The organism is Pseudarthrobacter sp. YAF2 (genome assembly GCF_052113345.1).
GTDB lineage: Bacteria > Actinomycetota > Actinomycetes > Actinomycetales > Micrococcaceae > Arthrobacter.
The window spans coordinates 1-23025 of the sequence record NZ_JBFRDA010000023.1; the positions used below are offsets into that span (position 1 = coordinate 1).

The window sequence follows — 23025 nt, forward strand, 5'->3', positions numbered from 1 at the left end:
GGGCGGACCGGTCTCGGAACTGGTGGCAGGGAACGCTGAGGTTGAAAAGCAAATCCGGACCATGTCCCGTCACGGTGCGGCGAGCCAGATCCTGGAAGGCTTCGAAGCGCAAAGCACCTACCGCCTGTATCCCCTTGTGCTTCCGGAACGTTCAAAGGAGTCCTTCGCCGAGGTGGATGACATGGTGAAGAGCATTGTCGCCGGTGACGCCCAGCTAGCCCGCGAGAAAGCCGAACAACATATCCAGAGCGTTATCGAAGCCGTCAACAGGGCCTCAACCCGCGACGTGGAGAATCACCTCTCCGGCATCAGAATCTAACACCCACGCCCGTAGACATCCTGGCCGGCCCTCCTCCAGATAGCCCGCGTGAACCGCGGGTATGTCATGTGTTCAGCTCGCCTTACGCCTCACTGAGGGCAATCCCGAGATGACCGCCCACCCTGGCTTGGTAGCCAGGGTGGGCCGGGTCGGAGCATCTATTGTGGGGCGGTCACACCGCGTCCCGACGGCGCCTTGGACCTTGGCTCTGGCTCGTCCGAGGCGAGATGGAAGACCTGTGCCGTAACAGATCTGGATGGACGAGACGACACCAACCCCTGGAAAGCTGCATTCAAGGCCACCGAGAGACTAAAAATCACAATTCCGGCGCCCTGATCAAAGGCTGCAGACGAAGCCTGGGGAAGACCGGTGATGACCGTAACCGTCTTGCCAGCCCGCCTTGTGGATTCGTGCACGCGGGCAGTGGCGCCAACGACATCTGGGTGTTGCGTTTCTCCAGGCAAGCCGAATGACACCGCCAGATCGGCCGGACCAACCATCAAGCCGGTGATCCCGGGAACGGAAGCTATAGCCCCGGCGCTTTCAACGCCATCTTCCTCTTCGATCATTGCAATGATGACCGGGCGGTTCGAGATCAGGTCAACCGGCTCCTTTAGCCCGTAAGAGCCTGCGGGCGTGTACGCAGCGAACCCGCGGTGTCCCGCCGGGGGGTAGAAAGCTGCAGCGACAACGGCCTCAGCGTCGGAAGAATCACGTATGTGCGGGATCAACAGTCCATCTGCTCCCGCGTCAAGGATCCTCCCAATGGCCTCCTTTTCACCGCCAGGAATTCGGACCACAACCGAAAGGCCGAATGCCCGGGCGATGTGAATGTGCGAGGCAAGCAGACTGATCTCGGAAGTCCCATGTTCACAATCAATGACAACGAAATCGAAGCCATGCAGTCCAGCGAGTTCCACAAGATACTGGTTCGGCATACGAAGCAGTCCCCCAACGACACTGAGGCCCCCTGCGATTTTCTCAGCAAGTCCATTCATTGTGTCACCCACGCGGCCGTCTCGGACTTCATCATTTCGATACCTTCTCGATCGTAGCCGTTAGCCGCAACCGTCCTAACGCTGTAGTCCAGACCCAGTACATTGCTCACCAGCTTCTCCCTTCACTAACGGTAATTCTGAACTTGAATTTGCTTGCCGTTCCAAGCTGTCCAACGCGACATTGGTTTCGTCTTGCTGGCGCCAACCCTGGCGATCCGCTAGCAAGAGCCGAACCGCCAAGGCAGCGTGGGGTGTACTACCACTTGCGGCGTATTGCCCTGCTTAAGGTCATGAGTCCAGCGACAACAACGCAGTTAACGATTGCCACCAAGGCGGCCAACACGGCCACCTGCCCGTAAAGTCCCACGCCATAGACTTGGACGATCGCGAACCCGGCAACTTGTGTGTCTGGTCCGGCAAGAACCCGTGATGCACTGGTTTCACCCATGATGATGGTGAAACACAGGGCGAATATTCCAATGAACGCGGGCGCAGTCAGCGGGGCGAGAATCTTGCGATGGGTCCGGAACCAGGAGGCTCCGGCGACGTTTGATGCTTCGATCAATTCGTGGCGGATCTGCTTTACGGCCGACTCGCCCAGAAGTGAGGCGTGGGGAAGGAAGAGCACGACGTAGGTCGCGACCAGGATGAACTGCGTATTACCCAAGTTGAACGGTTGCCCGTAGAAAGCCACCAAGATGCCGACGGCCAGTACCAGGGGCGCAATTGCGGAAGGTATCTTGATCAGGCCGAGTCCGATGGCCGCACTTCGCTGGCCCGCGATCTTCGATGCTGAGGTCAGGAACATGACGATAATCGTGGCGGCCAACGCTCCAATAAAGGCGAACTTCACGCTGTTCGTTATGGCTGATGAGAGGCTGGGGTTGTCCCATATCGCCTGGAAGTTGGTCAACCCGAATGTGGACGGGTCCACTTCGGGGGTCCAGAAAGGCTGCAAAGCCACAACAAGCAGCGCAAGAACGGGCAGCACTGTTGCGCACGTGAAAAAGGCAGCGACAACTCCCCAAATCAGCCAGCGAAAACCGCCCAGCTTGATGACTCCTGCGCCGCCGAATTTGCCTCCGACCTGGGCAAGCCGCCCTTCCTTAGCGGTGCGAAGGTAAGCCAGCCATGCACCTACGGTGATGAGCAGCATGAAGAGTCCAATTACGGCTCCTTCACCAAGCCGCGGCGGATAAGTTGCCGTCACATCGTGCAATACGACCACCGACAACGTCTGAAGGTCGCTCGGCGTCCCCAGGATGAGCGGAACCGTGTATTCACCGAAACCGACGATGATGGCCAGCAGAGTTGCGCCGGCGACAGCGTTCTTGACCGCAGGAATCGAAATCTTAATGAGCGTCCGGAAGGCGCCTGCACCGGCACTCAGCGATGCCTCCTCCAACGCGGGATCCAGATTCGCGAATGCCGGCTGTAGAACAAGGAAGACAAAGGGAACGAGCGTGATTGTCTCCACAAAGATGAGGCCACTCATGCTGTAGATGCTTGGAATGTACTCGCCTATCAACGGCAGCGCCTCGAGCCGCGAGCTAAGGAAGCCGACATTGGGTGTACCAAGCAGAGACCATCCAGTAGCTATAGCAATGTGGGGTACAACGAACGTCGTAAGAGGCAAAATCTGACCGAAAACCCCTAAGGTAGCGTCCGTCCTAGCGTTGGACCACGCCAGAATGGTGCCGATCGCGACGGCCAGGAGCGTTGATGGCAGCACCATGCCGAGGGTCACTAGGAATGACTCTCTCAATTCCGGGGAAACCACGGCCTCGCTCACAAATGTGAGCGTGAAGCCGTCCTCGTCGCGGAAGGCAACCAAGAGGAGTTGCAGGATCGGATAACCGATGGCGAACGCAAGAGTCGCAACTACCAGCCAACTCGTGGCGCGTTTCGTGGAAGCCGTGACGGCGTTGGTCGAAGCCGGAGAGGATGAGGCTGGGCGCTCTCGGGTGATCAGGGCCATCTTCGTTACCTCGAGACCAGTCGAGCGGCGTCACGGGCAAACGTACATCCGATCCGGTCGCCGATCTCCGGTAGCACTGCCCTGTTCGTCTCGATCCGTATTGCAGTACCGTCGTGCAGCCTCGCCAAGACCTCTGTTCTAGGACCTAGGAATTGGACGCTTGTTACCTCGGCCGGGAGGCAGTTGAATTTGGCATCAGGAGAAGCGTGAAGCGAGGCAGTGATATCAATGTCTTCTGCCCGAATGACCGCATAAGCCGTCGAGCCTATTGCGACGTCTTCGGCGATGCCCCTGCTGTCGATATAGAAGTCCCCGGCACCGGAGGTCACGGCCATCACTCCTACCTGAGGGTGGCCTGCCTGGACAGAAATTATATTTGCTCGGCCGACAAACTCTGCGACGTACTTGGTCGCAGGAGTCTTATAGACCTCGTGAGGAGTGCCTAGCTGCTCGACTTTGCCTCCTTTAAGCACCGCGATCCTGTCTGCGAGGGCGAGAGCTTCCTCTTGGTCGTGCGTGACATACACGGCTGAGAAGTTGATGCGGCGATGCATGTTCGCTATCTCCTCCCGGAGGGTGTAGCGGACCTGCGCGTCTATATTGGACAACGGTTCGTCGAACAAAATGACGGAAGGGTGAGATACCAGAGCGCGGGCAAGTGATACTCGCTGCTGCTGACCGCCGCTCAGCGTCCCCGGGTACTCTTTGCCCAGTGAGGACAGTCCGACCAGGTCCAGCGCTTCCTGGACCCTTGCTGGGATGTCGATATTCTTGCGATCCTTAGCTACCCGCAGCGGATAGGCGACGTTCTCGGCAACGGTCATGTGAGGCCAAAGCGCATAGCTCTGGAAAATGACCGCCAACTTCCGGCGGTTCGCCGGCAAATTCACCCGGTTCGGAGACGAATAGACGCTTGTACCGTCGACCTGGATCTCTCCACTGTCCGGCTGCTCCAGCCCAGCAACAGACCGAAGAATAGTGGTCTTGCCGCAGCCACTCGGCCCCAAGAGAACCAGGAGTTCTCCTTCACGGACCGAAAGGGAGACGTTGTCGATGGCGGTGACCTGTGCGTTCGAACCCTTGCGCCGGAACGTCTTGGTGAGGTTTGAAATCTCGAGTCCCCGCGGCCCTGGCCTTTGTACAGTCGTAGGCTGCGCCAGCCGGCCAGGAGCGCTGGCAGTCCGATTCGTCACTTCAGCCCCAAAGAACCGAGGACCTCGTCACGGACAGCAGATGTCACCGTGAACTTCTGGAAGGTCGATCCCTCCGGAATTTCGGTCTTCTCGCATGCACCCTTGGCGAGTTTGTTGAGGGAACCAACCTTCTGTACATCACAACCCAGTTCCTGGCCTTCGGCACTCAGCAGCCAGTTACCGAAGACACGGGCAGCATTCTCGTGGGGAGCCTTGTTGGGGAAAGCCATCGTCGTGCCGGCGATGATCGCGCTGTCACCCGTGATTCGCTTAACAGGTGCTTTGGCCGCTTCCAATGCCGCCGTTCGTCCCGCGTTGAGCGGCAGGCCAGCTGCCTTTTCGCCCGCTGCCACACTCTGTGCAACCCCGTTTGCATCCGCTACAAACTTCGGCTGATTGGCCGCTAGTCCACGAAGGTACTCCGGGCCGAACTTCTCCGCCAAGGCGTTGTAGAACGCCACGAAATAGTCGGTAGTCCGAGGATCAGACATAATCAGCTTGTCCTTGAACTCGTCCTTGGTCAGATCCTTAAACGAAGTTGGCTCTGCGGAACCTTGTACCTTGTTCGTGTTCACGAGAACCTGCCACGGGTAGGCGGCGACGAGAACGGTCCGCTTCCGCTCCTCGGTCGTTGCGTTCTCTTTGAAGTCAGCCAGGCTAGGAAGGAAGTCCTTCTCGCCCCGCAGATCATGGAACCAATCCTGCTGGGCAGCCACCAGTGCCTCAAAGCTGGAGCTGTGAAGGATGTCCGCCGGGCTATTTCCGCCCGAGCTGGTCCTTTCCTGCTGGTACCTATTGGCCAGGCTCGCCGTCGCATCGGTAACGATGCGGACCTTGATATTTGGATACACCGTGTTAAAGCCCGCGATCATCTTGGTGGCCTGGTCGTTGGGAAGCGTTGTGTAGAAGATAACTTCACCCTCCTTATTCGCTTCATCGACCACCTTGGCCCAGTCGCTGGGGAGGTTAGCAGAGTCCTTGGCTTCAATGCTTTGCGCCGCGCTGGTGCTCGCTGGCTGCGCACCACCCCCACAAGCGCTTAGCAGCGAAGCAATGAGAATCATTGTTGCGCCACTGACAATGCCACGACGGTGTGGACTAACCTTCATGATGCTTCTCCCTCAGGATTTGGAATTACGCGAGCCGAAATTCACGCCGAAGCGACACGGCGGTCGCAGTAAACGGCCCCGGTCACCGTCCACTCTCCCCACTCCGAAGTCGAGAGAGGTGGATCACACGGCTTGCACTCACCGTATTCGCGGGATGCATATTGGTCAATAGATTGTGAACAAAACATTTTAAGTTTACGATCGGTGTGGGTTTTGTTCGTATGTCCACCCGCGCGCACATTGCGGCTGGCTCGCTCAGCCCCTCTTCATTCCGGCCGACAACATCAGGCGTCGCCTTGCATATGCGAGGGAGGGCCATCATGGAGGGCGAAGAGAAAGTAGGGGAAAGCCCACGACCTGGCTCTAGACCGCCAATCAACCGGACGGACCGCAGCCAAAGAGTATGGAGAATTCATGGGAGGTAGCTTGATACTGTTCGGCCCCGAGATGCCGCCGAGGCTCCAGGCCTTCCCCGGCCACCCTATTTTCCGGCTTGATCTTGTGGTCCCGAATCCACAAGATCTGGGCCAGGTTTTGGATCAGGCAGTGCAGCAGATGATCCCAACAGCGTTAGAACGCAGACAAGGGATTCTCGTTACCCATATCTTTCCGAACAAGTACACGGTCGAAGTGGACCAAGGGGTCCCGTGCGGCTTAACACGTGAAAAACGAGTCGATGCCGAGACGCGCGTTCAATACACAGTAATTTGCTGTCACGCATCCGGCACCGACGCAAATTTCGAAGCGATGGGAAGGGAAACACCGTGAAGTCCTACCTTTGCGATGAAGGAAGCCTCCTTGCCGGCTTATATGTCCAGATCGGACTAGCTGCAATCCGGCCGCGACGGGAACCCCTTAGCAGCCAGGCGAGGTGGGGGGACTGTGGAATTAACGGTGTATCCGGCTCGACACGCCGGGCGGTGAGCCTGGCGGGGAGGAGCCCGATATGGCCGCAACACTTGAGGCTGTGCCGAGTACGAAAACCGTTGAGAAACTGACAGAGAAGTCCGAGGCCGAGGCCGCGCGGGAGCTGGTGAGGATGGCCAAGGAACAGGGCCTGTCCCTGACCGGACCGGACGGTCTGCTCAAGCAGCTGACCAAGACCGTCATCGAGACCGCCTTGGACGAGGAACTGACCGAGCACCTCGGTTATGAACGGCATGACACGGCTGCAAAGGTCACTGCCAACTCGCGCAACGGCACCCGGCCCAAGACCGTGCTGACAGAGACGACAGGCCCGGTGGACATTGACGTTCCGCGGGACCGGGAGGGCACGTTCGAGCCCAAGATCGTCGCCAAGCGCCAGCGCCGGCTGACCGGTGTTGATGAGATGGTCCTTTCGCTGTATGCCAAGGGCCTGACGACCGGGGAGATCAGCGCCCATTTCGCCGAGATCTACGGCGCCTCGGTCTCGAAGGAGACGGTCTCGCGGATTACCGACCGGGTGCTTGAGGAGATGGCGGCGTGGCAGAACCGGCCGCTGGACGAGGTGTACGCCGCGATCTTCATTGACGCTATTGTCGTCAAGGTCAGGGACGGGCAGGTGGCCAACCGGCCCGTCTACGCCGCCATCGGGGTCACGCTCGCGGGCGAGAAGGACATTCTGGGCCTCTGGGCCGGGACCGGTGGGGAAGGCGCCAAGTTCTGGATGAGCGTGCTGACCGACATCAAGAACCGCGGCGTGAAGGACACCTTCTTCCTCGTCTGTGACGGGCTCAAGGGCCTGCCCGAGGTTGTCACCAACGTCTGGCCGCTGACGACGGTGCAGACGTGCATTATCCACCTGATCCGGAACACGTTCCGTCTGGCCTCGAGGCAGGACTGGGACGCCCTCAAACGCGATGTGAAGCCGATCTACACCGCGGTCAATGCCACGGCGGCAAGGGCGGCGTTTGAGGAGCTCACGGAGCGCTGGGGCAGGAAGTACGGGGCGATCGTGCGCCTGTGGGAGAACGCGTGGGAGGAGTTCATTCCCTTCCTGGACTATGACGTGGAAATCCGGCGCGTGATCTGTTCGACCAACGCAATTGAATCTCTGAACGCCAGGTACCGGCGGCCCGTGAAGGCGAGGGGTCATTTCCCGACAGAGCAGGCTGCGCTAAAGTGCCTGTATCTGGTCACCCGATCCCTCGATCCGACCGGTGCCGGCAGGACCCGATGGACAATGCGCTGGAAGCCCGCTTTGAACGCCTTCGCCATCACTTTCAGCGACCGATTCCCGGCAGCCGAAAGCTACTAAAAGAAACCGCCGGATACACCGTTAATGAGATAGTCCCGAGGTGGGCTCACGAAGTTACGGTAATTGTCGAAGTCATAGATTTATAACGATTCTGTTCGGTCCTGCGTTGGCCCGTTCAATGCTGACGTCCGTATATTTCTGAAGCAGCGCATCATGGCGGCGGCTTCTTCTTGTCCTGCAGTTCACGGTGGGATTGAGCTACACCCAAAGCTGAAACAGGGCTGCTGCTCCCTTCTGCTGCGCTCTTGGGGCACCCTCTTGATATAGGTGGTGGCCCTATGCAGTCTGGGCGGACCGCCCCCCCTGGGCTTCTTTGCCTGGGTGGGGTCGCGGTGTGCTGTCACAATAGCGGTGCTGCTTCACTCTTCAGGGCATTGCGGAGGGTGGTGGCGAAGGTTCTACACATTTCCTCTGCGGCTGCTTTAGCGGCTGCTGATCGGTTGGCCATGCCCCAGAATGCGTGATTGAGGGTGGGGTACTTGAGCAACGTGACGGGGACGTTGGCCTTCCGCAAACGCTGCGAGTATGTAATTGCGTCATCGTAGAGAGGGTCGAGGCGGGCGCCGACGACCACTGAGGATGGCAGACCGTCAAATGTCTCTGCCTTAAGTGGGGACATGCGTACATCATCGCGGTCGTGGGGATCACGAAGATAATGCGAGAGGTACCAGTCCAGGGACTGTTTGGTGAGGCCGTATCCCTCTGCCATTTCCCGTCGGGACAAAGAGTCATGGGCGCTGAGTAACGGGTAAACAAGAAGTTGGGCGATCGGCGCCTGCGCAAGTCCTTGCAATGCGTTGGAGGCCCCTGCTGCCAGGTTGGCTCCGGCGCTACTCCCGGCCACTGCCACGCGTACACCACGGTCCCCGGGGGCGTGCAAGATCTGGGTCAGGTTTTGTTGCGCCCAACTCACGCTGTCGACCCCGTCCTGGTAGGCAGCGGGAAAAGGGTGTTCGGGTGCTAGCCGGTAGCCGATCGAGAGTACCGCGTGTCCTGTGATGCGGTGCAGCATGCGCGCTTGCCGGTCGTGGGTGTCGAGACTTCCCGTGACAAATCCGCCACCGTGGAAAAAGACTGTGACTGCCTCATCTGGTTCTCCTGTTGCGTAGAGGCGGGCAGGTAGGCTGCGACCGGAAAACTCAAGAACCAAATCGCGGACCTGGGCCACGCTCATGTCATCGCCATGGGCCGCTCGACTGGTTGAGCTTCGCCGCGCTTCCTCGGGGCTCATCTGCCATAAGGGCTTTTCACCGGAGGCTTGTCGACTTGCCAGGATTTCAGAAATGTCCCCATCGAGGGAGGGCAGATACACGGACACAGAGACTCCTGCGATTGTGGTGACGGGCGGAGGCGTCCTCCGTACCGGTCAGTTCTAGCGCAGAACCACGGCCGCGCGCTGCCCGGTTTCGCTGTCCGAAACGGAGGTGCGCTCACCGTAACGTTTGATTTAGGTTGGCGTAACGGGCATCACAGGAGTGCCGGGGTCGCTAGAAGGGAGTACGTCATGAGTGGAGGCAATGCTGCCTACACCATCGAGTCCCTGGCTCGGGGGCTGAGCGTACTCAAGGGCTTCAGCCCAGCGCGCTACGATATGTCACTGGCCGAAATCGCAGAAACAGCTCAGGTAACGAAGGCCACGGCCTTCAGAATCGCTCACACCCTTACCGAGTATGGCTTTCTGATGCGGATCGACCAGACCAAGCTTTACCGGCTGGGACCAACTGCCTTGTCGGTAGGCCTTGAAACCGTTGCCTCGATGACACTGCCCATCATCGCCGAACCGGCACTGGTTCACCTGCGCGACCGCACCGGTGAGACCGTACAGCTGGCCGTACCCGACCAGCTCAGCGCCGTCATCGTGGGCCGCTACCCGTCCCGCCGCTTCCCGCCCAACACGGTTTACATCGGCCACAGGGTCCCGATCTATGCCGGCTCACTGGGCAGGGCAATGCTCAGCGCCCTGGAGCCAGAGCAGCGTCGTGCAGTATTGGCAGAGTGTGAGATCCGCGCTGCCACACCACGTTCAAGGACCTCCCCGGAGGCAATTCTGCAAGCGCTCGAGGCGGACGCCCAACGAGGGTGGTCCCTGAACGATCAGGAGACCACCGTGGAACACCGTTCGCTGGCCGCTCCCCTCCTGACGCCCTCGGGCCAACCGGCGGGAGCGGTCAATGTGACTGTCTCAGCACAACGGATCACCGCCCACGACTTAGTGGGCAAATACGCCGATGCTGTCGTCCAGGCAGCCCAGAACATCTCCGGCCTCCTGCCGGAAACTTTCGCCGGCCGTCAGTACGTCGCCTGACCCTTTTTCCAATACACCGAACACTAGGCCACAGGCACTGATGCCCAAGGCTTTTGATCGTCCTACCTAAATTGAAGTTGGAGCAGCAATGCTAACCCTCATCACCGTCCTGATGCTGGCAACATTTCTCGCCGTCATCCTCAGCAAGCGCACCTCAGTGCTCGTGGCACTGATCCTTGTGCCCGTCATCTTCGCAGTCATCGCCGGATTCGGCGGAGACATCGGCGAAATCGTCACCAAAGGCATCGGTAAAGTAGCCCCAACCGCAGCCTTGATCTTTTTCGCAATCCTGTTCTTCGGCGTCCTGCTGGACTCCGGGATCTTCGACCCGCTGATCAAATTTCTCTTACGGATCATGAAGGCCGACCCTCTACGAATCGTAGTGTGTACTGCCGTGCTGACCCTGTTGGTCGCTGTCGACGGTGACGGCTCCTCAACCTACATCATTGTCGTATCAGCACTGCTGGCCGTCTATCGACGGTTCGGCCTCCGGCTCGAAATACTGGCAACGGTAGCCGTGATGGCCGCCGGAACCTCTACCCTGCTGCCCTGGGGCGGCCCGGTCATCAAAGCCGCAACCGCTCTGAACGTCGACCTGAACTCGCTCTACACCCCGCTGATCATCCCCCAGTTGGCTGGAGCAGCCGCTGTCATCGGATTCAGTGTCCTTCTGGGTAAAGCCGAACGCCGCCGGCTTGGCGGTAAGGTCGTCCCCGAACTGGCAGGAGCAGGCGCTGTCATCGGCTCGGGCATTCTCCGAGACGGGGGTGGGGGCAGCAGCCGGTTTGAAGGTCATGCCGTTCCCCAGGTCGCGGACGTCGAGCACGACGGACTTGACCCCAGCGACCCTACCCTTAAGCGGCCCAAACTGTTCTGGGTCAACATCGCTCTGGCCCTGCTGGTCATGATCCCGCTGATCGCAGGGCTCATCGCCCCCGTCTTCCTCTTCATCGTCGGAGCCGCCTTGGCACTCGTCATCAACTACCCCAGCCTCAGCATCCAGCGCGACCTAATCACCCGGCACGCGCCCAACATGATCCCCGTGACCTCCCTGATCTTCGCAGCCGGGGTATTTACCGGCGTCCTTGACCAGACCGGAATGGCCAAAGACCTCGCCCTGTCGATGGCTTCGCTGGTACCCGAAGGGGCCGGCCGGTTCATCCCCCTGGCCACCGCACTGCTGGCCTTCCCGCTAACCTTCATCATCCAACAGGACACCTTCTACTTCGCGGTTCTTCCCGTGCTGGCCGGGGCTGCGGCTCCATTCGGCATCGGAGCAGAAGCGATCGCGCGCGCCTCCGTCGTCGCCCAGCCCCTGCACGCATTCAGCCCTACCGTCGCCGCGCTGTTCGTACTCCTTGGCATGATGAAAATGGACTACGGCGTCATTTTCCGATTCGGAGTCAAATACGGCGCCGGCGTATCAGCCGTGATCCTCGTCGTCGCACTACTTACCGGCGCTGTACCGCTATAAGAATGTTCGAGGGAATCTACTTTCGGTGCGCTGGCGTTCGAGAACCGACGAACTCGGTAACCCCGGGAGCTCCGCTGGAGTTGGTCCCGCTCAACTGCGGTCACTGGGGCACATTCAATATCAAGAGCATGAGAGCGCACTGACCGATGCTGGCTGACTAACCTGTTTGTCGGCCAGGCTTACGGATCTTCATGAGCGGCGTTCGATTTCGCTGGTGGACTAGCAGCAAAAACTCGAATGCGACGGTGCACAAGCCCCTAGCGCACCAAGTTAGTAAAGGAAACCGCCCTCACAAAGCTCGGCGACTTGGGACGTGACCAAGGCACCCCGGTCGCCCAAATGATCAAAGAAGTCGAAGCAAAAGCACGCGCAAAAAACTAGCGCACAGGCTTCACCCGATGGGCGTGGGCGGACACGACTCCAGCTCACGCCCATCGGCGTACGACGAGGACCGGCCCGTCCTTTTGTCATTTAGCTGCAGAAAGGACACTTTGATGGACATTAGGGAATGCACGGGATCCAGCTGGCAGCAAGTGCTCCCGGGGCAGCAAGTCATGCTAACCGCCGTCACCGGACAACAGCCAGCGTAGTGAGGTCTTCAGTCTTGAGTTCGCGGCGACGATTCTGAGACCTCGTCTTGGTTCCCTGCCGGGCGAACCTCTGCGAAGAGTTCAACAGCTTTGATGATTTGTTCGGTGAAGGCACCGGGTGCAGTGGTGAAGAAGCCGAGGGCTGCGGAGGCGTTGGTTCCCAGTCTCAAGGAAATGCCTAGGACGCTGCCGGAGCCTCTGGTGAGCGTTGATCTGTCCTGATTTTCAGGCTGGACTACACCCCGACCTGGCAGCAGGGGCGCCTGACCAGGCAGGATTCGCCCGTCGGTGGAGCCTCTGATCGTGTACTCAGACACTTGCCGGCCCGCAAGAGGTAACATCGCAGCCCCTTGCCCGAAACGATTTCTATCGAGTCCCGATTCTTTGGACTATTTCGATGATTCTCGGGCTACTGCACCCGGGTTCGCTGCCCCCACCGACTGTCAGGCTGGGATTGGAGAACATCATGAGCCAGTGTCAATAAAATCGAATTTCGCGCTGTTCTGACACCGACGAGATCTCCGACATCTTCTGCTCCCGTTGGCATAACTCGATGGCTACTTGACCGAACATCCATTATCGGCGTTGGCTCCGGGGCCCTCATGTCACGCAGTCTTGAGCGTCGATGGTTTGCCCACGTCATCCAAGGTTGTGGGCATAACCAGGGACGGCACCAGCAGCGGCATGTTGTCGCTGGAAGGCTTCTCGTCCGAGGTTAGTTTGCAGATGCCACGGGGGCGGCATCCAATGAACCGGCAGTTAGTGGCCATTGCGTGGGAGTGCACTGGTAGACGCGTGTAAAAGCCCGGACAAAGGTGGATGTGTCGCGGAATCCGCACGCGATCGCGATGGATCTATCACTGACGGCCCTCCGCGAAACTGAAATTAAAGGCCCCACGAAACGCGCGTAATGCCTAAAGGGAAACGTAGGGGGCGTCACAGGCTTAAATGGTAGGAATACCGGTGCAGGGTTAACTAGCCCTCCGCATCAGGATCAACGACTTCGAAGCCAATTTGCCCCCGCTGTGCAACGGGTAAGGTGATCGGTGTACCGAAAACCTTGGACGTTATGCTTGCGATGCCTTCCCGCAGGTATGGGAATAGTGTCATCACGGCGACTTCATTGGCGAAGAGTTCCACACTACGCCGCGGCGGTTGCTCGCCATGCAGGAGCTTGTATTCGACAGCCGCAATAACCCGAACTTCTCCGGTCGGAACTGCCACATCCCCTACTATGCGGATACCGAATCCATCTAGGTCGGCGCGATGCTGGAAACCCAGGCTGACCTGTCCCTCGTGCGGCTCGTCCGAATCAGGAACGCCTTCAAATCTCCTTGCCGAGACCTCGTGGAATTCAATGGAAGTCAACTCGGATCGCTGGATTAGATCTTTAATGAGGTCTATGTCATCGGAAGGCAGTTCTTTCAAGAGACTCACAGGGCCAGCGCAAAGTCGGTTTGCTTGGATGTTGCAGCGGACCAAGCGGCGGTGCCCGGCAACGACGTCTTCGGGTCATTGCTGCGGATATCTAGAAAACGGACGACGTCCATTGGCATCCACGTCGATCGTGCCGCTGCAAGGAGGATGGACTGTCCCTGGTCACGCTCGACCCGGTGCTCCACGAGAGCACCGACAGCATTGGCATATCTCCGAACCGTGGAAAGTTTAGGGTCCGAGTCATAGCGTTCGAATTTTGAAACGGCCTGCTGCGTCACGCCCATGCGTTCGGCCACGTCGCCTTGAGTTAGTCCTGCTTCTCGGCGCAGCGCGACGAGGTCGGTACGCATAGTGCGATGCTCACGAGCAAGGACTTTAGCGCGTGCCCGGATAACTTCTGGGGTCATCAAAGGTGCTGAGGGGTCTGCGGAGGACATGTGGCAATCATGGCTCACAACCTTTAGGTTGTGCAAGTCCTGTTTTAGTTTTCAAACCAAGCTGGATGTCCGTCCTTGTACCGCTTCACGGCGAAATCAATCTCGTCCTGCTGCAGCCCCGAATCCTTCATGTGTTTGTGCAGGGCTAGCAGCCCATCAGGAATCTCAGAGGGCTCCGCGTGGTAGAAACGCAGATGCTTGGACAACGCCTTCCGTCGCAATTCGTACACATCGGGATCTGCGCGAATGGGCTTGATGGGGGTTCGAGCGTCGCCCGTGTCCTCAAGCTCTCCCAGGGCCGCTGCCTCAAAAAGGTCATCTATCTCCCCCAGCTCGTGGCTGCGGCTAAACATAGGGAGGCTCTCAATCCAGGCTTCCAAAGCAAGGACGGATTCATGGGTTGGATCGATGTAATACTGCCACGCCCTCGGGTAAGGTACCGGCGTGCAGCACCTCGAGTCACTTCCCCTGCGTCGATCCATAGTGCAAATGCTAGCGGGTGGCTCTGACAGAATTTCGTCCTGACCCACTTCAACCCTCCGCATGCTACAGATAGACGATTCTGCAGCGGATTTGTTTATTCCCGGTGCCGGAGGATCTACCCCTCCCCCGTTGTCGGATAGCGCGGACATAATCGCTGTTATCGGCTCTTTGGCTTGGCCTGCTGGAAGGGGGCCGACAAGGCCCTCTTGCTGCCCCTTGTTTAGTTGGCCTGCTTCAGCTGTCGGTGACACTCCTAGCGAACTTCAAGGGCGGGGGTGTACCTTTTTTGACACGGAACTCCGGCCTACCGCTCTTGGCCGGAGTTCCGCTACTTGGAGCATCAAGGAACCGTAGATGTGTTCGGCAGCCCTACTCGCATGAGTGCTCCGGCAAGGAGACAGGTTGACGGAATATCCGTTATCGGCGCTTTAACTAGAAGGCGACCGCAGCCCAGCCCCACTTTTGCCCGGCGCGCCACCGCGCCAGCGTTCCGGCCCAGGACGACGGCCATAGCCGGGCGCGGTCCCGCCTTGGGGTGGGCAGCGCCCATCAGGCCCCCAACGGATCATTCCAGCCTCAAGACTCCAGCCTGGGCACGAAAGCTGGAGTTAACGGGTTGCCCCGTCAGTCCTTGTGACATGTGTTGTTTCCTTCGTTGTCAGCCGCGGACGGGCTGGGCGAGGTGGCTGCTGAGGATGCGGCGGGCTTCCGTTGCCTCGGTGATCATGGCGGAACCGGCATTGGCCGCTGCTGAACGCTGGACGGCCTGCTCGCCGCGGATGATCTCGAACGGGTCCTGCCAGTTGTTCCAGTGCCAGCCTTCGTATTCACTGGAGATGGCACCGGAGTAGCCGTTTTCCACGAGTTGCCGGACGAGGCCGCGTACCGGCACCGAGGGCTCTTCGCCGTTTTCGTCGATGCCGAAGAACTTGCCGTGCACGTGGCGCACCCACGGCATGATTTCCAGCCAGGTGTCCAGGGGTGCAGGGCCGAACAGTCCCGTTCCGTTGATGCCGAAGTCGATGCCCAGGTCCGGCCGGCCGTTCCTGGCTGCGAGGCCAATGAAGGCGCCGAAACGTTCGCCGTGGACCTTCTGGTTGTTGGGCGGTCCTTCGGCATAGAAGCCGTCCCACAGGTCAACCACCTGCCGGAGCAGGTCCTCCGAAGCACCACGGCGGCGGTAGGCCTCCAGCAGCGAGGGGGCAAAGCCGGTGACGGTGGCACCCCAGTCGGCAGTGAAGCCGAGCAGCGGCGAATCGAGCTTCTCGTAGCGGTCGCGCAGCGCCAGGACGCGTTCGTGCGCGCCATGCTGGTCCGCGTGGACTTCGAGGGCCAGGGTCACGCCGTACTTCTCGGCCACGGGCAGCAGGCTTTCCATGGCGTCGGGGGTCAGCGAGATCTGCACGCGGGCGATCGGGAAGCCGAGCCGGGCGGCCACCTCGATCTGCTTGCGCATGTATTCGACCAGCTCGTCGTGGTTCATCAGCCGGTCCCGCCGAATGCCCGTGTCAACATTGACGGCCAGCGAGGTGGGGACGAGGTCCACCTCGGCCACCAGGTCGCGGAACTGGCCCACAAAGTTGTCGTCGATGCGGTCCGGGAAGCCGCGCAGGCTGGAGAATCCAATGACCTCAAGGCCCGGGCCGAAACCTTCAGCCGCTACCTTGCGGATCAGGCCGTCGAGGTCGTACTGCCGGGCGTGGAAAGCCCGGGTGTAGCTGTAAAGGGTGACGCCCTGGATCGGCGTGCCGAGGCTGGTCATCGCTGTGCCACCTTCATGGTCTTGGTGTCGTGCTCTTCGATGTGCAGCACGCCGTGGTCGGTGATGATGTAGGGGATGTAGAGCTTCAGGTCCACCCGGACCTCGTGCTCGGCCTGGCCGTCACGGACGGGAAGGTCGCCGGAAAGGACGGCCGAGTCCAACGGAAACCACCACTCGCCGGTTTCATCCACGAGCTCGTCAAAGCTGAACGTGCGGTTGTTCATGGTCCAGCGCAGCGAGTCCTCCGGCGCGGCAACGCCGTCAACCGTCAGTGCTGCCCCGGCGATGCATGAGCCCGGAAGCGCGCGGTACCAGGGGATCCGCACTTCGACGGCGGTGCGGCCGTCCTGGGTGGTCAGTGTTCCCTGCTCGATCATGCGGTCGGCGATCATCGAGACCTCCTTGTCTGTTGTGATGGTGCAATTGATCCCGAAACGGCCAATGGCGTCTCGAGTTCCTTGGAAATGCAACGTGCTGCGCGCACGGCGATTGCTACGGATGTCAGGGTGGGGTTGCATGCTGTGGCGGTGGGGATGACGCCGTTGCCGGCCACAAAGAGGCCGGGGACCTGCCACACCTGGCTGTCGGGTGAACAGACACTCTCGCCGTCGTCCGTCTCCCCCATGCGCGTGGTGCCCTGGTAGTGCAGCGACGCACCCGGTGGCAGGACGAAGGGCCGCTCGTCCAGCGGTTCGCCCACCGCCTTGCCCAGGCGGACAATTTCCAGCCTGGCGCGGTCCAGTACCTCGTGGTCCCGCTCTGTGAGGCGGTAGTGGATGCGCATGGCGGGCATCCCGTAGGAGTCACGGGTATCGTCGTCGAAGGCCACCCGGTCCTCGCGCTGCAGGTCCTTGGCGCAGAACAGTCCCAGCCCCACAATGGAACCCGGGACGATGGGATCATCATCGGCCAGGGGAACCGGGGAAGCATCCAGCTGCATGATCTGGCCGTGGAAGGGCGCCTCGTCCGTGTAGGGAACCCAGGCCACTCCGCTCTGCTCACTGAGGGTGCCGCTGGCGCCCGCTGGCGCGTCCTCGGGCTGGACATCGCGGAGCCTGCTCGCGAACACCACCTGCGCCTGGTCGTTGAGGTAGCGGCCCAGGGCGCCTGGCCGGATCCCGGAAGCCCACAGCAGCTGCGGTGTGCGCAGGGCGTCCGCCCCCACCACGACGTACCGGGCGGCCACCTGATGGGTGTCACCGCTGCGGCGGTCCTCGACTTCGATGCCGGCGGCGACGCCGTCCTCCACCAGCACACGGGTCACCAGCGATTCATCAAACAGTTCAAACTGTGGATTTTCCCGGGTAGCCTCCCCCATCACGACGTCGGAGCCGGACCATACGAGGGCACCATCCTGCCGCCGGTGTACAGCAAGGGGCATGGGCTGGACGCGGAAGGCTGGCTTGCGGCCCTGGTCCACTACCGCGGCGAGGCGTTCGCGGACCAGGTCCGAGAACGGGGCGCCATCGAAAGCGTGCGTGGTGACGCCCAAAAGGCGGTCGGCCTCGTTAAGGAGTTCTTCCAGGTCCGGCAGGAACGGGATGCGCTCCTTGCCGCCAGGGCGGGGGCAGGCGGCGGTCCAGTGGGCGGCCATGCCGCCCACATTGCTGGACATGGCCGCGACGGGCATGCCGTCCTCGCCCGGGAAGGCGTAGCCGTCCTGCAGCAGGTAGGTTCCCGGCCGGGCCCGGCGTTGTCCACTCTTAACTGCACCGGGTGAGTTCACCGTTTCAGCGCCCGCTCCGGGTCCTTCCGATGCTCGCTGGGCCAAGCTGCGGCGGTCCGGGTCCTGAATGTTTTTGACGTGTGCTCCCGGCGGGTTGCTGACGGTGGGGCCCACTTCAAACATGGCGATGGTGGCACCGGGAGCTTCCTCACTGAGGATCCTTGCGTACGCGGAGGCGGTGGGGCCGCTGCCAACGATCGCCACGTCGACGGCGGTGGGGTACCTTCCGTTCACAGCCCCGCCACCAGTTCCTGGATGCGGCGGGTGGATTTTGCATGGCTGCGGAGGGAAGGTCTGGTACCACTGCTGGTGACGGCAATGTCCGGACGACGGGGAAAAGATTTAGTCATTCCTGCTCTTTTCGGGGTCAAGGGTGATGGAAGGAGGAAGTTCAAGGGGTTAGTCTCCGTGGCGAAAGGGCTTAGAACCGCTCAGGTCAGGCGTCCAACTCTTTCGCGATTTGATTGATCACGTGGGGTGGTACCGAAAACAGCGCGATCTGCAAGGGCGTGCTTAAGGTCCAGTCGGTGCGCCGGCGGACCATTTCGGCGAGGTGGCCGTCGTGGCTGGCGAGTACCTTCATGACAGTTGCGAACGCCTCCGGGTTGTCTACGACCTCGGACACTGGTGACCACATGTGCACGGAGGCGGCGGTCGTCCGTGTGGGTTCGGTGGTGGTCCATTCGTGGACGCCAGGCCCGACTTCGAGTTCGAGCCCTGGCAGGCGCACCGCGGCGGTCGCGTGGGCGGGCACGGTTAGCTTCCAAAGGATGGCTCCCTTTTCACGCCGCCAGCCTCCTTCGACACGGCCCGCGGGGGTGTCCACGGTTGCTGTGGCGTGGTCCAGGCCAGGAAGAGCGATGGGGGCGAAGCGGATAAGCGAGTAGCCCGGGGCTGCGGGGGCAATTCCTGCCAGACGTCGATACATCCAGTCGGCTACTGCCCCCAGCGCGTAGTGGTTGAATGAGGTCATTTCGCCTGGGTTGACTGATCCGTCGGGGAGCATTGAGTCCCAGCGTTCCCATACGGTTGTGGCGCCCATGGTGACGGGGTAGAGCCAGGATGGGCAGCGGGTTTGGAGCAGGAGTGCTGCTGCATGGCTGTCGTACCCGAAGTCTGTGAGCGCGTCGAGTACCAATGGGGTACCAATGAACCCGGTTGAGATATGGTAAGCATCCCTTTTTATGACGTGTGCGAGACGACGTGCGAGAGCTTCCCGTGTGGACAGGCCCTGGATCAGGCCGAACTGCAGGGCCAAGGCATAGGCAGTCGGGGCGTCCGAGACCAGCCGGCCTTCACTGGTGAGGTAGGCGGCTGCGAACGCTGCCCGGACGTCATCGGCTGACTCACGGGCACGGGCTGCAGATTCGTCCTCGCCGAGGTGCGCCGCTGCCTTGGATAGGAGGTCAAGCGAGCGGTACAGGTACGCGGTTGCCACCAGTCCGGGCTGCGTTTTGGCCGCACCGGCCATGTCAGCGGGTGCGTCGGGGTCGAGCCAGTCACCAAACTGGAGGGTCGTTTCCCAGAGCCCCGGACCTCCCGCCGCTGCCAGCTCGGATGAGACCCACGCCTTCATACTGTCCAGGGACTTGGTGAGCAGGTCATCGTCGGCGAACCGTTCGGCCAGCACGGTCGGGATCACGGTTGCGGCATCTCCCCATGCCGCGGCAGGCCAAGCGAAACCAAAAACGTTGGGAACAATGTTTGGAACGACGCCGCCAGCCCTATCCTGTTCGGCGCGGAGGTCGACGAGCCAGTTGGCGAGGAAGCCGTTGCAGTCGAAGAGTGTCGCAGCGGTCGGAGCGAATATTTGCACGTCTCCAGTCCATCCGAGTCGTTCGTCACGCTGCGGGCAATCCGTGGGCAGGCTGAGGAAGTTCCCCCGCATGCTCCAGACAATGTTTTCGTGAAGCTGGTTCAGGAGCGGATTGGAGGTTTCCAGCCAACCGGTGCGGCGCAGGTCGCTTTGAAGCACAATGGCTTGCACCCGCTCAGGGTCCACTTCTCCTGGGTACCCTGATATCTCTGCGTATCTGAAGCCATGGAAAGTACCAACGGGTTCGAACACCTCGGTTCCGGTACCGGAGAGAATAAACGTGTCCGTCGCCGCCGCCCGGCGCAACGGCCGGGTTGCAAGTTCCCCGTCTTCCAGGACCTCGGCGTGACGGATCTCGATCCTTGTGCCGGGCTCACCTTGGACCTCGATGCGAAGTCGTCCAACGAGGTTCTGACCAAAATCGAGGATGGTGCCGGCGGCGGAGGATGACACCTTTACGGGCGCCAAGGTGTCTACCCGCCGGACGGGCTCATTCATGCGGGCGACGGGAACCGGCTGATCGGGTGCGACGGCGGCAGCCTCCCAGTCACCCTCCTGAGGGTCCCACCAGCGGAGGCTTCGGCGGTGGTCAATGGTTTCGCCTTCGTATATGCCGGAGGCGACCACTTCGCCACCCTCAGTCGTCTCCCAGTCATCACCCGAGGCAATGATTTCTTCTGACCCGTCGTCGAACAGCAGGTGCAGCTGTGCCGCGGCGCAGGGTTGCTCTCCGTAGACCCGACGGGCCTCGTCGGCAAAGCCGTAAACCTCTGTATACCAGCCGCCTGTGACTTCGAGCCCGATAGTGCGCCATCCAGGCTCCAGCAGGGCAGTTACATCTGTTGTCTCATGGAGCACCCTGTCTGCATAGCTCGTCCAGCCCGGTGCCAGAACAGAGTCGTCAACCTCGACTCCATCAATCCGGGCTTTTACCGCACCAAGGGCTGACCAGTACAAGGTGGCCCGTGCTGGCTTCCGGTCAAGCAGGAACCGGTGGCGGATAATAAAGGGTTGGGCCTCTTGACGTGGTGCGGTCAGTGCGCTGAAACGGGCCTGCCACTCCCCCGGGCCGAGTGTACCCAGCCGGATATCCAGTGGGTCGCTCCAAGCGGTCCAGATCCCATCTGTGCCTTGGAGCCGAACCTGCACCTGGTATGTTTCACGGGCTACGAGGTCCTCAAAAGGCCAGCCGACGAACACGTTCAGGGGTCCGTTGATCTGCTCCATCCGGTCGTCGTTGAGACGCAGTTCGGCTGCGGCCTGGGACCAACCTGGCGGCGCCTGGGTGAAGACCCAACTCAGGCGCGGCCTCGGTGTTGCCACCCACGAACTGTCCCGCCGGTATTCGGCACTTAGTTGCAGTCCGCTCCCGGTCATTGTGCTCCTGCTTTGCTCAGCTTTGGGTTACGGCTGGAAAGCGATAGTCCCCACCCTGCCGGGAACAACGGGTCCGCCGTGTCATTTGCCACGTCCGGGTTGCTGGCTTCGACCGCTGCCATACTCCTGGGCAACTCGAACGGCAGTTGGCCTTCTGCGGCACGCACACCTGTCAGGACTTCCAGGAGAACGTCATCTGCGATGCCGAATTCCACCAAGAGCGCATCGACAGCATCCACCAGTGGTGTCAGGATCGCCGGGCGGTTCAATGTCACAACGAGGATTGTGGGAAGACGCCGTCCCAAAGCGGCGATTCGCTGAACTTCCTCTTCCGGGAAGTCGAGCGAGCCCTGCTGCATCCCGGCCTCGAGAAAGTATCGGTCACGATGTTCGTACGGGGCGGATACGCGAACAATGGCCACTTCAGCCGTGTCCGCGTCCACGGCGGACCACCCGGCCGGAAGGGCTTCCTCGGACAGGTTGACCAGGTGCACCTTGCGGGGCCCGGCAAGGGGCAGGACGGGAAGGTCGTCACTTCCGTTTGTCAGCACTGTCACTGCCCGGGCTTGGGCTTGTTTTCCCAAGGACACGTCTTGTGGAAGCGGGAGCAGCGCCGCTGAGGTCCTGGTGTCCGTTTCGTTGTCGATGAGGCCAAGGTCGAGCATCATTTTTACCAGCCGCGTCGCGGAGACCTTCACCCGTTCGGGGCTCACGAGCCCTTCGGCTACAGCGCGCAGGATAAGCGGAGCGTCCAGCTCACCCCCGAGCTGATCCACCCCCGCGTTGAAGAGGCGTCCGACTCGTTCGAGCGGTGAGAGATGCTCTACACCCCATGCGCAGGCGGGGAAGGGCTTGCCGGCGATCTCGATGTCGGTCACCAGTCCGAAGTCGCTCAGGACGACGCCGTCGTAGCCAAGCTTCTCCCGCAGGAGGTTTGTGATGATCTGGCGATTGAACGCGAATCCGACAGGCTCGATGGGTTCCCCGTCCACGGTCAGGTCGATGGGCATGCCGTAGTACGGCATGATCGCTGCTGCGCCCGCTTCGATGGCAGCGCGGAATGGCGCGAGGTGTTCTTCGAATCTGCCTCCGGGATACACCTGCTCGCGGCCATAGGGGAAGTGCGGGTCCTCGCCGGCGAGCTGAGGTCCTCCCCCGGGAAAGTGCTTCACGGTGGCGGCGATGCCTTCCGGCCCGAGGGCCGGACCCTGCAGCCCTTCAAGGAAGGCCAGGAGCAGCTCGGTGGTCCGGGCAGGATCCGCGCCGAAGCTTTGTGCCTGCCGTGCCCAGCGCGGCTCGGTACTCAGGTCGACCTGTGGATGCAACGCCATTCTGATGCCCATCGCGAGGTAATCCTTGCGCAGGATGTCGGCGTAGGTGCGGACCAGCTCAGTGTCGCCTATGGCGCCCAGGCCCAAGTTTTCAGGCCATTGGGAGACGCCGGCGGCACGGTGCGCGGCCCCGTCATTCTGCATAAACGAATGGCGGGGATCTGTCGAAAACACAAGCGGAAGCCGTGACCCGCTGCCCCGCGCGATGTCCTGCAGCCGGGCCAGGACCTTGGCTGTGGAAGCAGGGTCGGGAATACTGCCAAGGCAAAAGAACCTGATGCCGTAGTCCTCGATCAATTGGCGGAGTGTTGGGCCGCCGAATCCTGAGGAGGCATCCGGGTCGCCCGCCTCGTCAAGGATGATGATGGGGTGCAGAAGCAGACCCACCTGTTGCTCGAGTGTCAGGGTCTCTGCCAGGGCACGGGCCGCGGACGTATGTGCGTGAGTCACG

20 protein-coding genes are annotated in these 23025 nt (G+C 60.9%); 5 read left to right on the forward strand and 15 right to left on the reverse strand.

Annotated elements, in window-relative coordinates:
- Nucleotides 1-319: hypothetical protein (locus AB4Y79_RS19690; protein ID WP_441865473.1), on the forward strand; the 319-nt coding region annotated here is incomplete at its 5' end.
- Nucleotides 320-477: 158 nt separating this feature from the next.
- On the opposite strand, the gene AB4Y79_RS19695 is transcribed toward AB4Y79_RS19690, so the two are convergent.
- From AB4Y79_RS19695 to AB4Y79_RS19710, 4 genes are all read right to left on the reverse strand, one after another.
- The gene (locus AB4Y79_RS19695; RefSeq protein WP_441865476.1) at nt 478-1257 is read right to left on the reverse strand and encodes an HpcH/HpaI aldolase family protein; all 780 of its coding nucleotides are present in this window, start codon (nt 1255-1257) and stop codon (nt 478-480) included.
- A gap of 316 nt (nt 1258-1573) precedes the next feature.
- Nucleotides 1574-3295, reverse strand: a complete 1722-nt coding sequence (locus AB4Y79_RS19700; RefSeq protein WP_441865478.1) for an ABC transporter permease — start codon at nt 3293-3295, stop codon at nt 1574-1576.
- Nucleotides 3296-3300: 5 nt separating this feature from the next.
- Nucleotides 3301-4488 carry an ABC transporter ATP-binding protein gene (locus AB4Y79_RS19705; RefSeq protein ID WP_441865480.1) on the reverse strand — a complete coding sequence of 396 codons (1188 nt, stop codon included), beginning with the start codon at nt 4486-4488 and terminating at the stop codon, nt 3301-3303.
- Complete coding sequence (locus AB4Y79_RS19710; RefSeq protein WP_441865483.1) at nt 4485-5597, reverse strand: ABC transporter substrate-binding protein; 1113 nt, start codon at nt 5595-5597, stop codon at nt 4485-4487. Before AB4Y79_RS19710 ends, AB4Y79_RS19705 begins: the two co-directional genes overlap by 4 nt.
- 414 nt (nt 5598-6011) lie before the next feature.
- Between AB4Y79_RS19710 and AB4Y79_RS19715 the strand changes: the two genes are divergently transcribed.
- Both AB4Y79_RS19715 and AB4Y79_RS19720 read left to right on the forward strand, forming a co-directional pair.
- Nucleotides 6012-6365, forward strand: coding sequence for a hypothetical protein (locus AB4Y79_RS19715; protein WP_441865485.1), 354 nt, complete (start codon nt 6012-6014; stop codon nt 6363-6365).
- 178 nt (nt 6366-6543) lie between these two features.
- Nucleotides 6544-7836 carry an IS256 family transposase gene (locus AB4Y79_RS19720; RefSeq protein WP_441865487.1) on the forward strand — a complete coding sequence of 431 codons (1293 nt, stop codon included), beginning with the start codon at nt 6544-6546 and terminating at the stop codon, nt 7834-7836.
- Between the two features lie 340 nt (nt 7837-8176).
- Here the strand turns inward: AB4Y79_RS19720 and AB4Y79_RS19725 are convergent, their stop codons facing one another.
- A complete protein-coding gene (locus tag AB4Y79_RS19725) occupies nt 8177-9154 on the reverse strand; it encodes an alpha/beta hydrolase (protein ID WP_441865489.1) in 978 nt (325 codons plus the stop codon).
- 186 nt (nt 9155-9340) lie between these two features.
- On the opposite strand from AB4Y79_RS19725, the gene AB4Y79_RS19730 reads away from it, so the two are divergent.
- Complete coding sequence (locus tag AB4Y79_RS19730; protein ID WP_441865491.1) at nt 9341-10141, forward strand: IclR family transcriptional regulator; 801 nt, start codon at nt 9341-9343, stop codon at nt 10139-10141.
- Between the two features lie 88 nt (nt 10142-10229).
- Nucleotides 10230-11615 (forward strand): CitMHS family transporter, encoded by a 1386-nt coding sequence (locus AB4Y79_RS19735; protein ID WP_441865493.1) that lies wholly within the window; start codon nt 10230-10232, stop codon nt 11613-11615.
- Between the two features lie 598 nt (nt 11616-12213).
- On the opposite strand, the gene AB4Y79_RS19740 is transcribed toward AB4Y79_RS19735, so the two are convergent.
- The 10 genes from AB4Y79_RS19740 to AB4Y79_RS19785 all read right to left on the reverse strand — a co-directional run bounded on the left by AB4Y79_RS19740 (nt 12214) and on the right by AB4Y79_RS19785 (nt 23024).
- Nucleotides 12214-12375 (reverse strand): hypothetical protein, encoded by a 162-nt coding sequence (locus tag AB4Y79_RS19740; protein ID WP_441865495.1) that lies wholly within the window; start codon nt 12373-12375, stop codon nt 12214-12216.
- A gap of 545 nt (nt 12376-12920) precedes the next feature.
- On the reverse strand, nt 12921-13145 hold the full coding sequence (locus tag AB4Y79_RS19745) for an AraC family transcriptional regulator (RefSeq protein ID WP_441865498.1): 225 nt from the start codon (nt 13143-13145) through the stop codon (nt 12921-12923).
- A 35-nt stretch (nt 13146-13180) separates the two neighbouring features.
- Complete coding sequence (locus tag AB4Y79_RS19750; protein WP_441865501.1) at nt 13181-13573, reverse strand: hypothetical protein; 393 nt, start codon at nt 13571-13573, stop codon at nt 13181-13183.
- Nucleotides 13574-13638: 65 nt separating this feature from the next.
- Nucleotides 13639-13992 carry a helix-turn-helix transcriptional regulator gene (locus AB4Y79_RS19755; RefSeq protein WP_441865504.1) on the reverse strand — a complete coding sequence of 118 codons (354 nt, stop codon included), beginning with the start codon at nt 13990-13992 and terminating at the stop codon, nt 13639-13641.
- A 131-nt stretch (nt 13993-14123) separates the two neighbouring features.
- Nucleotides 14124-14432 (reverse strand): hypothetical protein, encoded by a 309-nt coding sequence (locus AB4Y79_RS19760; protein ID WP_441865507.1) that lies wholly within the window; start codon nt 14430-14432, stop codon nt 14124-14126.
- A gap of 788 nt (nt 14433-15220) precedes the next feature.
- The gene (locus tag AB4Y79_RS19765) at nt 15221-16324 is read right to left on the reverse strand and encodes a sugar phosphate isomerase/epimerase family protein (RefSeq protein WP_441865508.1); all 1104 of its coding nucleotides are present in this window, start codon (nt 16322-16324) and stop codon (nt 15221-15223) included.
- The gene (locus AB4Y79_RS19770) at nt 16321-16716 is read right to left on the reverse strand and encodes a C-glycoside deglycosidase beta subunit domain-containing protein (RefSeq protein WP_441865511.1); all 396 of its coding nucleotides are present in this window, start codon (nt 16714-16716) and stop codon (nt 16321-16323) included. Before AB4Y79_RS19770 ends, AB4Y79_RS19765 begins: the two co-directional genes overlap by 4 nt.
- Nucleotides 16713-18284, reverse strand: coding sequence for a GMC oxidoreductase (locus AB4Y79_RS19775; RefSeq protein ID WP_441865513.1), 1572 nt, complete (start codon nt 18282-18284; stop codon nt 16713-16715). The genes AB4Y79_RS19770 and AB4Y79_RS19775 overlap by 4 nt, the downstream gene beginning before the upstream one ends.
- A 202-nt stretch (nt 18285-18486) precedes the next feature.
- Nucleotides 18487-21243 carry a family 78 glycoside hydrolase catalytic domain gene (locus AB4Y79_RS19780; RefSeq protein WP_441865516.1) on the reverse strand — a complete coding sequence of 919 codons (2757 nt, stop codon included), beginning with the start codon at nt 21241-21243 and terminating at the stop codon, nt 18487-18489.
- On the reverse strand, nt 21240-23024 hold the full coding sequence (locus AB4Y79_RS19785; protein ID WP_223995448.1) for a glycoside hydrolase family 3 protein: 1785 nt from the start codon (nt 23022-23024) through the stop codon (nt 21240-21242). Before AB4Y79_RS19785 ends, AB4Y79_RS19780 begins: the two co-directional genes overlap by 4 nt.
- Between the last annotated feature and the right edge of the window lies 1 nt (nt 23025).

Excerpts from the sequence above, each read along its gene's own strand:
- AB4Y79_RS19765 (WP_441865508.1), bottom strand. The coding sequence starts at position 16,324 with ATGACCAGCCTCGGCACGCCGATCCAGGGCGTCACCCTTTACAGCTAC.
- AB4Y79_RS19710 (WP_441865483.1), bottom strand. The coding sequence starts at position 5,597 with ATGAAGGTTAGTCCACACCGTCGTGGCATTGTCAGTGGCGCAACAATG.
- AB4Y79_RS19700 (WP_441865478.1), bottom strand. The coding sequence starts at position 3,295 with ATGGCCCTGATCACCCGAGAGCGCCCAGCCTCATCCTCTCCGGCTTCG.
- AB4Y79_RS19715 (WP_441865485.1), top strand. The coding sequence starts at position 6,012 with ATGGGAGGTAGCTTGATACTGTTCGGCCCCGAGATGCCGCCGAGGCTC.
- AB4Y79_RS19770 (WP_441865511.1), bottom strand. The coding sequence starts at position 16,716 with ATGATCGCCGACCGCATGATCGAGCAGGGAACACTGACCACCCAGGAC.
- AB4Y79_RS19780 (WP_441865516.1), bottom strand. The coding sequence starts at position 21,243 with ATGACCGGGAGCGGACTGCAACTAAGTGCCGAATACCGGCGGGACAGT.
- AB4Y79_RS19720 (WP_441865487.1), top strand. The coding sequence starts at position 6,544 with ATGGCCGCAACACTTGAGGCTGTGCCGAGTACGAAAACCGTTGAGAAA.
- AB4Y79_RS19755 (WP_441865504.1), bottom strand. The coding sequence starts at position 13,992 with ATGCGTACCGACCTCGTCGCGCTGCGCCGAGAAGCAGGACTAACTCAA.
- AB4Y79_RS19735 (WP_441865493.1), top strand. The coding sequence starts at position 10,230 with ATGCTAACCCTCATCACCGTCCTGATGCTGGCAACATTTCTCGCCGTC.
- AB4Y79_RS19730 (WP_441865491.1), top strand. The coding sequence starts at position 9,341 with ATGAGTGGAGGCAATGCTGCCTACACCATCGAGTCCCTGGCTCGGGGG.
- AB4Y79_RS19695 (WP_441865476.1), bottom strand. The coding sequence starts at position 1,257 with ATGCCGAACCAGTATCTTGTGGAACTCGCTGGACTGCATGGCTTCGAT.
- AB4Y79_RS19760 (WP_441865507.1), bottom strand. The coding sequence starts at position 14,432 with ATGTTTAGCCGCAGCCACGAGCTGGGGGAGATAGATGACCTTTTTGAG.